The following is a 12,741-nucleotide window of genomic DNA, read 5'->3' as shown; positions in this document are numbered from 1 at the left end:
GGCAATTCCCCTTCCTGAATCTGCTATTATCCTTTATTATCGGCAGCTTAGAACTTTTTCTTAACGACCTTGTCCAAATGATCCAACATAATCCCCGTTCCCTTGACCACACAGTGCATCGGATCTTCAGCTACCCAGACAGGAACATGCAGCTGCTCCGAGAGCAGCTCGTCCAGCCCGTTAAGCAGTGCGCCGCCGCCGGTCAGTACAACCCCGCGGTCAATAATGTCGGCCGACAGCTCCGGCGGTGTACGCTCGAGCACTGATTTTGCCGCAGCGACAATAGAGGAAACCGGATCCCATAATGCTTCTTTAACCTCACCGGAGTTAATGGTCAGTGTTTGTGGAAGTCCGCTGACCATATCCCGGCCGCGAATATCCATTTCCGCCTGCATGCCGCCCGGCCGGACTGTTCCGATGGTCACTTTAATATCCTCAGCCGTGCGCTCACCGATGAGCAGTTTATATTTCTGTTTAATATATTTTAAAATGGCATCGTCGAACTTGTCCCCTGCAATTTTGATGGAGGAGGCGGTAACGACGTCGCCCATGGACAGGACAGCTACATCCGTCGTTCCGCCGCCGATATCGACGACCATATTTCCGCTTGGTTGATAAATATCCATACCCGCTCCAATTGCCGCGGCCTTGGGTTCTTCTTCCATATAAACATCCTTGGCCCCGCTGCGTTCCGCCGCTTCACGGATCGATTTCTGTTCAACTGATGTAATATTCGTGGGGGCACAGATCAAAATGCGGGGCTTAGCGTACCAGGTACGGCCGCCAACGCGGTCGATGAAATATTTCAACATCATTTCCGTAACGGCAAAATCAGCAATAACGCCATCCCTAAGAGGACGAATGGTTGTAATGTTTCCAGGTGTCCGTCCTACCATGCGACGCGCCTGTTCACCTACCGCAAGGACTTTCTTCGTATCACTTTCAAGTGTGACCACGGAGGGTTCATCCAGAACGACTCCCCTCCCTTTAACATGAATGAGCACATTGGCCGTACCGAGATCGATTCCGATATCCTTGCTAAGCATAATGAAAGAGCCCCCAAAGTGTTATTTTAAATGAGATTAGTTAGTGAGTACCAAATTTAAAAATACCATACTTTAGGGGATATACACAATGTAATAAACCTGAATTATTGCTTAAAATTCCGAAAATATCATGGCTTTGCGGCTACGGCAACCTCACGTTTTTTACCGGTCGTTTTCTTATATTTAATTTTTGTGGCTTCTCCCCCCCGCAAATGACGGATTGATTTGTGATATTCGAGAATGTGCTTCACCTGATCGGCTAAATCAGGGTTGATCTCCGGCAAACGCTCGGTTAAGTCTTTATGCACCGTGCTCTTTGAAACGCCAAATTCCTTGGCAATGGTCCGGACTGTATGCCTGGTTTCCACGATGCAGCGTCCGATTTTGATCGTACGTTCTTTGATGTAATCGTGCACGCTCCCGCCTCCCAACTGTGGATAGTTTGGTACATTATATGAGGGGCGGGCCTATATATTCGCGCTTTCAGGGGATGACAAGCCCTGGAAGGCTCATTTTATTTCCTGGACAACCGTAAGAAGGGCCCATTTCGGCGGAAAACAGCTTACTTCTGTCCTGCTATGCTCCGCAGAACACAGCAACAAAAAAACAGGAGGCATTCGCCTCCTGTCTAAAAGTTATGCTTAACGCTGTGGCAGCAGATCCGAAGGATTGACTACCTTGCCATCCTCGTACACTTCAAAGTGCACATGATTGCCAAGATTTTTCTCAATTTCACTGCGTCCGGCCGTTGCCAGCGTGTCGCCTTGCTTCACTTCATCGCCTTGCTTCACTTTGGTGTCGCCGAGGCTCTGATATACCGTCTTCAGATTGTTCGGATGGGTAATCTCTACAACCTTGCCGAACACTGCAACATCTTCAACCCGTGTTACTTCACCGCTAAGCGCTGCCTTGACATCAAACGTCTTGTTGTCCTCACGTGCGATGTCGATTCCGACATTCGGCACGAAGGTGTCATTGTACTGCACCATAGCCGCTACATGGTTCTCTTCCGTCCCATTCTCATCATAGAACGGTTTTACCACTTCCACTTCTCCGGGACTGGCTACAGGCCAGGTCAGAGTTTCTGCCGAAGCGACAACTTCCAAAGCCTCAGGGTCGTTTGCTGCACCGGCTTCTTTGCTGGGTTTAGCGGCATCCTGTGAAACGACTGCGTTGGTGTCGGAGTTCAGCGGCTTCTGGCCGGCATCCTGATAGACCCACACCAAGGTTAGTATAATAGCCGCTGCCGCCGTGTAGACTGCCGGGAATACCCACCGTTTGGAGAACAGCCTGTTCCATGAAGAAGGCTTAGCGCCTGAATCTCCCTGCTTGTTTTTGAGAGATTCATCATGGGTTGATTTGTTTTTTTCTTGTTCATTCATATGTTTATCACCTCAGTAACCAGTGTTACCGGGCGCTTCGCTTTTATACGTATCTTTCAAGTTATTTTTTCAGAAGAGTTGAGACTTGAACAAAAGAGATACCGCTGTAATAGTGTTTGAGAATTTGTGTCGCTGTGCTGCCTTCCTTGGCCATGCCGTTTGCCCCCCACTGGCTCATGCCGACTCCGTGTCCATTCCCGTAAGTTGTGATTATATACTCGCTGCCCTTTCGCTTCCAGGTAAACTGGCTGGAGCGCAGCCCCAGCTTCTCGCGCACCTCCCGTCCGGTAAATACGGTTCCTCCAATCGATATCTCCTTGACCCGGTGTCCCGCAGTCAGAGACAGTACTTTCACAGGCATCTGTGCAGAAGAAGAGGAGACCGGCTTCGCCCCTCCGGAAGCTGTAAGATCCTTGGAAGCAGGTAAAGCCTTGCCGCTTAACCCCAGCTTGCCTATCAGCTCTGAAATACTAAAGGTATAGGTTACCGCGAGATTCGGTGTAATCTCCTGCTCCCAGGGGCTGGCTACACTGCGCAAATAAGGCACGGCGGCATTCCAGTAGTCTTCCGAATTTTCCGTATAGCCTCCACTGGAGGCGAAAAAGGAGGCGGTGATCGGCTGCCCCTTATAGGTCATAATGACGCCGCGCGTTTCGCGGACCGCGCGGCGGAGTTTGGCCAACCCGGCGCTTTTGCCGCCGCGCACCCAATCCCGTTCCAGCGCCGCCTGCGAGACGTAAGCCTGATGGCTTACCGTATCGGTCACATCCGCGCCCGGAACGGGCACGCCACTGCTGTCGCCGGCCACTAGGCGGCGCATAATGAACGTGCGGGCGGCCACGGCCTGCGCTTTGAGCGCTTCGAGCTCAAAGTCCGCCGGCATCTCGGCCNCACGCCACTGCTGTCGCCGGCCACTAGGCGGCGCATAATGAACGTGCGGGCGGCCACGGCCTGCGCTTTGAGCGCTTCGAGCTCAAAGTCCGCCGGCATCTCGGCCGCCAGCACGCCGCTGACGTACTCCTCCAGCGGCAGGGTCTCTATTTGTCCGCTCTGCGACAAATAGACATGCACTTCCGGCTGCGGGGCCTCCCCCGCAGCCGCCTCAGGCGCCACAGGCCGTTCCGTAGCCTGTGGCACGGCCTTGGGCACCGGATGCGGATGCCCGCCTCCGCGCAGCGGGACAATCGCCAGCGGCAGCAGCAGCGCCGCCAGCAGCGGCGCTGCGAGCCAGGCGGCCGGGGCCAGCCGCTGGATACGGGGCGCTCCGCGCCGGGTGCGTGCGTAACGGCGTTTGAATTTGCGCCGCAGGTAGTGGAAATCTTTCATCTCTATGGCTCCTTCCGTAAGTCACCGGTGATTCTTATAGATATGAGTTTTCCACAACTGCTAGAACGCTATTCTGAGAGTGAGAGAATCAAATTGCCGTGAAGTTAGCAAAATTCTCAATCGGCATAAAAAAGACCGCACCGCAAATGCGGAGCAGCCTATTTCATTTATATTATTTACGATTATACCCAGGTTGGCTGAATCTGAAAGCGCGGCTTCAGCTCATCGCTTTTGTATGATTCGCTTTTGGTAGCTTCCGGTTTGGCAATTTCTTCTTTAGATGCCGCTACAGCCGGCTCTTCCATGGAAATCCGCCAAATGTCTGCACCAAGTCCCGACAGCTTCTCGGCCAGATTCACATACCCGCGGTCAATGTGATGCGTACCGCTCACTTCCGTAGTCCCTTCGGCAACAAGTCCCGCCAAAATAAGCGCAGCGCCTGCACGCAGGTCCGTAGCGCACACTTTAGCGCCGACAAGCTGAGCATTGCCGGTCACAATCGCCGAACGGCCCTCAATCTTGATCTCGGCGTTCATGTTGTGGAACTCATCCACATGCATAAACCGGTTCTCGAAAACGGTCTCCGTTACGACACTTGTACCTACGGAGCGAAGCAGCAGCGCCATCATTTGCGACTGCATATCGGTAGGGAAACCCGGATACGGCAAAGTCTTCAGATCAACAGCCTTCAGTGGCTTGTCGCTGATGACGCGCACGCCATTCTCATCAGGAATGATCGTAACGCCCATTTCCTCCATCTTGGCAATAACAGGTCCGAGATGATCGGCAATCGCGCCTTCAACGTATACATCCCCGCCTGTGATCGCTGCAGCTGCCATGTAGGTACCTGCTTCAATCCGGTCAGGAATCACATGATGTTTTACGCCGTGAAGCCGTTCTACGCCCTCAATACGAATGACGCCGGTCCCAGCTCCACGTACAATGCCGCCCATTCCGTTCAGATAGTTGGCCAAATCGACAATTTCCGGCTCTTTCGCGGCATTCTCAATCACAGTTACGCCTTCAGCGAGTGCTGCGGCCATCATTATATTTTCAGTCGCACCCACGCTGGCCACATCCAGATACACCTTGGCTCCACGCAGTCGACCGTTTGATTTCGCTTCAATGTAGCCTTGGCCCAAGCTAATCTCGGCACCAAGCGCTTCAAATCCCTTCAAATGCTGGTCAATCGGCCTTGTACCGATGGCACAGCCGCCGGGCAGAGAAATGCGTGTATGACCCATACGGGACAATAAAGGGCCCATCACCAAAAAAGAAGCCCGCATTTTCCGCACCCATTCATAAGGTGCTTCACAGGAAGTGATGTTTCTAGCATCAACCTCGATGATATCGTTCTGGTATGTAACACCTGCACCCAGAGATTCCAGCACTTTGCTGATGGTCATTACATCGTCTAGCGGAGGTGCGTCCACAATGACGCTAACTCCTTCTTCTGCCAATAGAGAGGCGGCTATGATCGGTAGTACGGAATTTTTTGCGCCGCTTACTTTCACGCTCCCGGTCAATCTGTTGCCACCGCGGACGATAAATTTGCTCATTTCGGTTTCCCTCCGCGTCCATATTTCTGAAATAATTTTGAATTTAAGATTCATTTGTTAAATATCGGATATTCCGTCTGTGCGCCCGATGTGCGGGCACGTTCCTTAAACTTCAGTGTTGACATAATAAAACCTTATTATTCGACACCTTTTTCGCATCCATAGACCTATACAGATATAACCAAACTCACTTGCATTAAAACACATTGCGGAGCAGCCCGCTCCAGCCCAGGTAATCCAGCAGAAACCCCGCCACGAAATGACCGAGGACGATAGCCAGTAACAGATGGAGCAGTCTTCCTTGAGGGCTCTTGGGATATCTTATGACCAAATCGAGCTTAAGGTTCTGAAGTGCCCACCAAGATAATACGACACAGAGCAAAGAAACGATCATTGAAACCAAACCGCTGGTACCGATCGCGCTGGATAAATCATCGTAGATCATTTGTTCCATGTTACCTCCCGTGTGAATGTTACTTGGAAATCGACTCTTATATCATACTTGCGCAGATGAAAAGAATCCAGTACTTTTACGAATTTTTAAACATTTCGCCCATTAAGCCCCAGGTTCATGACAATATGTTCATTTTTTACAGGTTTTTTATTCCAAAAAAAATGCAGCCAAGCTAGGCTTGACTGCATTTCGTGCTACTGCTGTCCTTTTCCGGTGGACACTTTAATCCGTGTAACGGCGCGTTGCAGCGCCAGCTCCGCACGGCGGTGATCAATCTCATCCTGTTTGCTGCGGGTCTGAAGACGGCGTTGTGCCCGTTCTTTAGCCGCTTCGGCGCGTTCAACATCGATATCCTTAGGCAGCTCGGCACTTTCAGCCAGAACTGTCACCTTGTCTTTATGCACTTCTACGAACCCGCCATGAACGGCGATAGTGACGGAAACACCGTCCGATTTTACAGTGAGCGGAGCAACCTGAAGTGGAGTCACAAGCGGAATGTGTCCCGGCAAAATGCCCAGCTCGCCATTGACTCCCCGTACTGTCAGGCTATTAACCTGCTTGGAGTAGACAAGACGCTCCGGCGTGACAATTTCCAACAAAAAGGTATTCACTTCCATTCCTCCTCAAAGCTTTACCCAGTAAAGCTCGCATCGAAAGCATGATCTAAAGCTCAGAATTACATGGATTTCGCTTTTTCGACCGCTTCTTCAATCGTACCTACAAACAGGAAAGCTGCTTCCGGAAGATCATCGTGCTTGCCTTCCAGAATCTCTTTGAAACTGCGAACTGTTTCTTTGATCGGCACATATTTGCCTTTAAAGCCGGTAAACTGCTCTGCCACATGGAAAGGCTGGGACAGGAAACGTTCAACTTTACGGGCACGGGCTACAATAACCTTGTCTTCTTCACTCAGCTCATCCATCCCCAGAATGGCAATGATGTCCTGAAGCTCGGTGTAGCGCTGCAGCAATTGCTTAACGCCTTGTGCGACGTTGTAATGCTCTTCGCCGACAATTTCGGGAGCCAGCATACGCGAACTGGAAGCTAGTGGATCCACCGCAGGGAAAATCCCCTTCTCGGAGATTTTACGCTCCAGGTTGGTCGTTGCATCCAAGTGGGCAAATGCCGTTGCCGGAGCCGGGTCAGTGTAATCGTCCGCCGGTACGTAGATCGCTTGAATGGAGGTAACGGAGCCTTTTTTGGTGGAAGTGATGCGCTCCTGCAATTGGCCCATTTCTGTTGCCAGCGTTGGCTGGTAACCTACCGCTGAAGGCATACGGCCGAGCAGGGCCGATACTTCGGAACCTGCTTGGGTAAAGCGGAATATATTATCGATAAAGAGCAGCGTATCGCGGCCTTCCACATCACGGAAATACTCCGCCATGGTCAGACCGGTCAAGGCTACACGAAGACGTGCACCCGGCGGCTCATTCATTTGTCCAAACACCATGGCCGTCTTCTTGATAACGCCAGAGTCGGTCATTTCATGATAAAGGTCATTACCTTCACGGGTCCGTTCACCAACACCGGCGAATACGGAAATACCGCCGTGCTCTTGAGCGATGTTGTTGATCAGTTCCTGGATAGTTACCGTTTTACCTACACCGGCACCGCCGAAGAGGCCGATTTTACCGCCTTTGGCGTATGGGGCCAGCAGGTCGATAACCTTGATCCCGGTTTCCAGAATTTCCGCTTGGGTCGACAATTCATCATAAGTCGGGGCAAGACGGTGAATCGGATTCTTCTCTGCGACAACCTCAGCACCGTTATCAATAGGGTTGCCAAGTACATTAAATACCCGGCCGAGTGTAGCTGCGCCAACGGGAACCGAAATCGGTCCACCCTGGTCAATCGCGTCCAATCCGCGAACCAGACCATCCGTGGACGACATGGCGATACAACGGACCAGATTGTCACCCAGGTGATTGGAAACTTCAAGCGTCAGATCAATAATGCGGCCGTTCTCCAAGCTGGTTTCAATCTTGATAGCGTTGAAAATCTCGGGCAACTGGCCGCGTTCGAATTCAATATCAACAACCGGACCCATAATGCTTACAACGCGTCCTTTGTTCATCTTCATTTCCCTCCTCGAAAGCTGTTACATTGAGAAGAAACGGCAGTGCTGTCTTCAGGAGTCTATGCCCCTGAAGCGAGCGGTACGTTGTATCGCTCTACGGCACCCGTTTCTTGTAGATCAAGACTGCGCATTTGCTCCGGCAACGATCTCAGTAATTTCCTGCGTAATCGCCGCCTGACGGGCACGGTTGTACGTAAGTCTAAGGTCTCCGATCATTTTCGACGCGTTCTTAGTGGCACTGCCCATCGCTGTCATCTTCGCACCCAGCTCACTGGCTTTGCCGTCCAGAATTGCGCTATAAATCAAAGTTTCGGCATATTTCGGAAGCAGTACTTGCAGTACGCCTTCCGGTGATGGTTCGTATTCATAGGCTGCACTTGCGCCTGTGTGCTCCTCACCCACTGCATCCATTGGGAGCAGACGGTCAACGGTTGGCACTTGGCTGATGGCATTCACAAACCGGTTATAGCAGATATAAAGCTCATCATATACACCTGTCTCAAACTGCTGAACCGCCGAGTAAGCGATCGACTTAATATCAGAGAATTTCGGTGTATCGGACAGCTCGGTAACTTCCTCTACAATCGGGTATTCACGGCGCCGCAAGAAATCACGGCCCTTACGGCCGATGACGAAGAGCGCATATTCGTCCTTGGAACTATGCCGCTCTGCCAGAAGCATCGTTACTTTACGCAGGATATTGGCATTGTATCCACCCGCTAGACCTCTATCGGAAGTAACAATAATATAGGCGGTCTTCTTCACGGGACGGCTGACCAGCATCGGATGCTGCAAGTCCTGTGTACCGGCAGCAATACTCGATACGACCTCTTTCAGCTTCTGTGAGTACGGACGGGCAGCTTCCGCTTTCTCCTGCGCTTTGCGCAGCTTGGAGGCGGCTACCATCTCCATTGCTTTAGTGATCTGTCTGGTGTTTTGAACGCTCTTGATTTGACGTTTAATATCACGCATACTTCTTGCCATGATTTCACCACCTTAAAGCTTTGACGAAGTCAAAGCTGACCTCGTAAGCATAAACTGAGCTTTGAAGAAGTCAAAGCTAACTTCGTAAGCATATATCAGAGCTTCGGCAGAGCCAAAGCCCGTTTCAAAGCATGGGTAGACAGTTATTTGCGATTAGCTGGTCGCGAAGCCTCTTTTGAACTTCTCGATCGCTTCTTTCAGTGCTGTCTCGTTGTCTGCCGTCAAATCCTTTGTATCAGTGATGGATTTGATAATGCCGGCAGCGCTGCTGTCGATGAACGCCAGGAATTCCTTCTCGAAGCGTTTTACGTCTTTGACAGGAATATCATCCAGGTGGCCTTTAACAGCGGTATACAAGCTGAGCACCTGATGCTCAACAGACAACGGCTGGTTTACGCCCTGTTTCAGAACCTCCATCATACGGGCACCGCGGTTCAGACGGGCTTGCGTAGACTTATCGAGATCGGAACCAAACTGGGAAAATGCCTGGAGTTCGCGGTATTGGGCCAGATCCAGACGGAGTGAGCCGGCAACCTTCTTCATAGCTTTGATCTGCGCTGATCCCCCTACACGGGATACAGAGATACCGACGTTGATCGCCGGACGCTGACCGGAGTTGAACAGGTCGGATTCAAGGAAGATTTGGCCGTCTGTAATCGAAATTACATTCGTAGGAATGTAGGCCGAAACGTCAGAGGCTTGGGTTTCAATGAAAGGCAGTGCGGTTAATGAACCACCACCCAGCTCATCGCTGAGCTTAGCCGCACGTTCCAAAAGACGAGAGTGCAGATAGAAAACGTCACCCGGGAATGCTTCGCGGCCTGGTGGACGACGGAGCAGCAGGGACAATTCGCGGTAAGCGGAGGCTTGCTTCGAAAGGTCATCATAAATGACAAGGACATGCTCGCCTTTGTACATGAAGTACTCGCCCATTGCACAACCTGAGTATGGAGCGATATAAAGCAGTGGGGACGGCTCGGAGGCCGACGCGGTTACAATAATTGTATACTCCAAAGCACCATGGCGGCGGAGTGTTTCTACAACCTGCGCCACTGTGGATTGTTTTTGACCAATGGCAACATAGATACATTTCATGCCGTTGCCCTTTTGGTTGATGATCGCATCAATTGCGATAGCTGTTTTACCGGTTTGACGGTCACCAATGATGAGCTCGCGTTGTCCGCGGCCAATCGGCACCATCGCGTCAATCGCTTTAAGACCGGTCTGCATCGGCTCATGAACCGATTTACGGTCGATAACACCCGGTGCATTGTTCTCTACCGGACGGAATTCTGTCGTATCAATCGGACCTTTGCCGTCCAGCGGCTGGCCGAGGGCATTCACTACACGTCCCAGCAGGGCTTCGCCCACCGGTACCTGCATAATTTGTCCCGTACGTTTAACTTGATCGCCTTCACGAATCGCCGTATACTCACCCAGAATAACAACACCGACGTTGCTTTCTTCCAGATTGAGCGCCATGCCCACTACTCCGTTGGAGAACTCCAGCAACTCGCCTGCCATTGCGTTTTCCAGACCGTAGACACGGGCGATACCGTCTCCGACTTGAATGACGGTGCCAATTTCGGCCACTTCGATATCGGCTTTATATTGCTCAATTTGACTTTTGATCAAAGTGCTGATCTCTTCAGGTCTGATGCCCAATATCCTCACCCCTATCTTCTATGCTTATCGTTAAAAGATTTCTCGAGACGCTCCAGTTTGCCGGACAAACTGCCGTCATACAGCGTATCGCCGATTACGACCTTAAGTCCGCCCAGCAGGCTCTTATCCACGAGATTCGTAACACGAATCTTGCGTTTAGTAAGCTCGCTGAATTCTGCGGCCACAGTATCCTGCTCTTCTTGACTAAGCGCATAAGCAGAGTACACAGTAGCATCGCCGATACCGAGGGCGTCTCCTTCAATTTTGATGTATGTTTCCAGCAGCTCAGCAAAAATATCGGTTCTGCCCCGCTCAACCAGCAATTCCACCATGTTCATCACCGTTGGAGAGAGCTTATCCTGAAATGCTGTGCGAAGCACCTTCAGCTTGTCGGACTTGGAGATGCGCGGTGCATGAATGAACCGTTTCACCTCTTGATCGAGATGCAGTACCTCGACTACTGTCTTCAGCTGTTCTTCCACTTCAAGCGTAATGCCTTTCTCCACCGCTGCACCGTACAATGCTCTGGCGTAGCGCCCAGCAACTACCGTATCGCGGCTCATGAGCGGCCTCCTACCTCTTTGAGGTATTGATCGACAAGCTGTTCCTGCTCGCCGTCAGCCTTGACTTCTTTTTCAAGCAGCTTGGAAGCAATGCGGACCGAAGCCGTTCCAAGCTCGCTGCGCAGGGCTTCCACAGCCTTGTTCTTTTCGTTGGAAATATCGCGGACAGCCTCGTCCTTAAGACGTGCAGCCTCAGCTTTAGCTTGATCCATAAGCCGGTCTGCCTGATTGCTGCTTGTTGCCTGGGATTGTTGAATGATCTGTTGTGCCTCTTGACGCGCCTGCTGCAGAGCCTGCTTCTGTTCTTCTACATAAGCGACCGCCTGCTCTCTGGTCTTAGCTGCTTCATCCATCTGCTGCATCACCAGTTCACGGCGTTTCTCCATAACTGCGAATAATTTGCTGAATGCAAATTTGCTGAGCAGGAAGTAGAGAATTACAAATGCGGCAATTGAAAAAACTATATTCGTCCAAACTATAGTCACTGTGGTCACTCCTTTCCGTTACCGCGGTGTGCGGACATATACAAAAGTAAGGCGCGGATGGCACTTGCCCTCCCCGCCAAACCGTAAGAACGGTTTATTAAGTAAACATGATCAGGAATGCAATAACTGTTGCGGCCAACGGAATTACTTCGACGATACCTACACCGATAAACATTGTTGTCTGCAGTGCGTTACGTGCTTCCGGTTGACGAGCGATGGATTCTACCGTTTTGCTGACGATCATACCGTTACCAAGACCTGCACCGAGTGCGCCCAAACCAACCGCGATTGCTGCTGCCAAAAATTCCATTTGTAAATATCCTCCTTTAATTTTGAATCATTTAGTATTTGTTTAATGATATAAAAATCTCCCGCGAAGAGTATTCCGGCGGCTGCCGCTTTCCTCACGGCAGTTCATTAATGTGCTTCTTCCTCGTGGATCGTCATCTGCGCGATGTACACCATCGTCAGAATCGTAAAGATAAATGCCTGAAGCGCTCCTACAAAGATACTGAAGCCTTGCCAGATTGCCAAGAATGGAATACTGAGGAATCCCAGCTTCAGAATAACCGTGATCAAAACCTCGCCGGCAAAAATGTTGGCAAATAGACGGATGGCAAGCGCCACCGGCTTCGCCAAGTTCTCAATAATGTTCAGCGGCAAGAAAATTGGAAACGGCTCAATGTAGTGTTTGAAATAATGTTTACCATTCAGCTTAACGCCGAGGTAGTTCATCAATACAAACACGATGATCGCCAGCCCTGCGGTGACATTGATATCGGCAGTCGGCGATTTATACCACAAGATCTCCGCATGCTCGCCATGCGCCAAGTTTTTGGTCGCTTCGATTACATGTCCGAAGATGTACACCGGTTTATCAGCTTCAGTGATGAAGGAAAACGGCAGACCCAGGAGATTGGAGACAAAGATAAACAATATCAGCGTCAATCCCAGTGAAATGTAAGGTTTCCCTTTCTTCAGGTCCATGGCACTGCTGATGACTCCCTGTACAAATTCCACCACCCACTCCATAAAGTTCTGAAGTTTGGACGGATTCTCAACGGACAGGTTGCGGACAGACATCATTACCAATATGAACACTACCAGCGAACTGATTAAAAGCATCAGAACAGCGGATAAATCAATCGGTATTCCGCCGAAATAGATTAATGGCATTTCATGCATAGTATCATCCCCCTT

At 50.9% G+C, this 12,741-nt stretch carries 15 protein-coding genes; all 15 read right to left on the bottom strand.

Translation table 11 applies throughout. The annotated features are described in order from the left end of the window. Window positions 1-47: 47 nt before the first annotated feature. A complete protein-coding gene (locus tag ACAN56_RS22340) occupies window positions 48-1,046 on the bottom strand; it encodes a rod shape-determining protein (protein WP_038597393.1) in 999 nt (332 codons plus the stop codon). A 128-nt stretch (window positions 1,047-1,174) separates the two neighbouring features. Next, window positions 1,175-1,462: a sporulation transcriptional regulator SpoIIID gene (spoIIID, locus tag ACAN56_RS22335; RefSeq protein ID WP_038597396.1), complete on the bottom strand. Its 288-nt coding sequence runs from the start codon at window positions 1,460-1,462 to the stop codon at window positions 1,175-1,177. Between the two features lie 225 nt (window positions 1,463-1,687). Continuing rightward, window positions 1,688-2,428: a stage II sporulation protein SpoIIQ gene (spoIIQ, locus tag ACAN56_RS22330; RefSeq protein WP_038597399.1), complete on the bottom strand. Its 741-nt coding sequence runs from the start codon at window positions 2,426-2,428 to the stop codon at window positions 1,688-1,690. A 61-nt stretch (window positions 2,429-2,489) separates the two neighbouring features. Next, on the bottom strand, window positions 2,490-3,311 hold the full coding sequence (spoIID, locus tag ACAN56_RS22325) for a stage II sporulation protein D (RefSeq protein WP_379145781.1): 822 nt from the start codon (window positions 3,309-3,311) through the stop codon (window positions 2,490-2,492). After that, a complete protein-coding gene (locus tag ACAN56_RS22320; RefSeq protein ID WP_379145779.1) occupies window positions 3,236-3,754 on the bottom strand; it encodes a SpoIID/LytB domain-containing protein in 519 nt (172 codons plus the stop codon). Before ACAN56_RS22320 ends, spoIID begins: the two co-directional genes overlap by 76 nt. Window positions 3,755-3,936: 182 nt before the next feature. After that, window positions 3,937-5,313 carry a UDP-N-acetylglucosamine 1-carboxyvinyltransferase gene (murA, locus tag ACAN56_RS22315; protein WP_038597404.1) on the bottom strand — a complete coding sequence of 459 codons (1,377 nt, stop codon included), beginning with the start codon at window positions 5,311-5,313 and terminating at the stop codon, window positions 3,937-3,939. A gap of 196 nt (window positions 5,314-5,509) precedes the next feature. Next, window positions 5,510-5,767, bottom strand: a complete 258-nt coding sequence (locus ACAN56_RS22310; RefSeq protein ID WP_038597407.1) for a DUF1146 family protein — start codon at window positions 5,765-5,767, stop codon at window positions 5,510-5,512. A gap of 194 nt (window positions 5,768-5,961) precedes the next feature. Next, window positions 5,962-6,378, bottom strand: coding sequence for a F0F1 ATP synthase subunit epsilon (locus ACAN56_RS22305; RefSeq protein WP_038597409.1), 417 nt, complete (start codon window positions 6,376-6,378; stop codon window positions 5,962-5,964). Between the two features lie 65 nt (window positions 6,379-6,443). Then, complete coding sequence (gene atpD / locus ACAN56_RS22300; protein ID WP_038597411.1) at window positions 6,444-7,841, bottom strand: F0F1 ATP synthase subunit beta; 1,398 nt, start codon at window positions 7,839-7,841, stop codon at window positions 6,444-6,446. Window positions 7,842-7,961: 120 nt separating this feature from the next. Continuing rightward, complete coding sequence (gene atpG / locus ACAN56_RS22295) at window positions 7,962-8,828, bottom strand: ATP synthase F1 subunit gamma (RefSeq protein WP_038597413.1); 867 nt, start codon at window positions 8,826-8,828, stop codon at window positions 7,962-7,964. 153 nt (window positions 8,829-8,981) lie between these two features. Next, window positions 8,982-10,493 (bottom strand): F0F1 ATP synthase subunit alpha, encoded by a 1,512-nt coding sequence (atpA, locus tag ACAN56_RS22290; RefSeq protein WP_038597416.1) that lies wholly within the window; start codon window positions 10,491-10,493, stop codon window positions 8,982-8,984. 11 nt (window positions 10,494-10,504) lie between these two features. Next, the gene (locus ACAN56_RS22285; protein WP_038597419.1) at window positions 10,505-11,056 is read right to left on the bottom strand and encodes a F0F1 ATP synthase subunit delta; all 552 of its coding nucleotides are present in this window, start codon (window positions 11,054-11,056) and stop codon (window positions 10,505-10,507) included. Then, the gene (atpF, locus tag ACAN56_RS22280) at window positions 11,053-11,541 is read right to left on the bottom strand and encodes a F0F1 ATP synthase subunit B (RefSeq protein ID WP_038597421.1); all 489 of its coding nucleotides are present in this window, start codon (window positions 11,539-11,541) and stop codon (window positions 11,053-11,055) included. The genes ACAN56_RS22285 and atpF overlap by 4 nt, the downstream gene beginning before the upstream one ends. Before the next feature lie 97 nt (window positions 11,542-11,638). Next, a complete protein-coding gene (atpE, locus tag ACAN56_RS22275) occupies window positions 11,639-11,851 on the bottom strand; it encodes a F0F1 ATP synthase subunit C (RefSeq protein WP_036699216.1) in 213 nt (70 codons plus the stop codon). Window positions 11,852-11,958: 107 nt separating this feature from the next. After that, window positions 11,959-12,726, bottom strand: coding sequence for a F0F1 ATP synthase subunit A (gene atpB, locus ACAN56_RS22270; protein ID WP_038597425.1), 768 nt, complete (start codon window positions 12,724-12,726; stop codon window positions 11,959-11,961). Window positions 12,727-12,741 lie beyond the last annotated feature (15 nt).

It is taken from the genome of Paenibacillus paludis (assembly GCF_042610515.1).
Lineage (GTDB): Bacteria > Bacillota > Bacilli > Paenibacillales > Paenibacillaceae > Paenibacillus_AQ.
The sequence above is the reverse complement of the archived record's forward strand: the minus strand, read 5'-3'. Positions and strand labels throughout refer to the sequence as shown.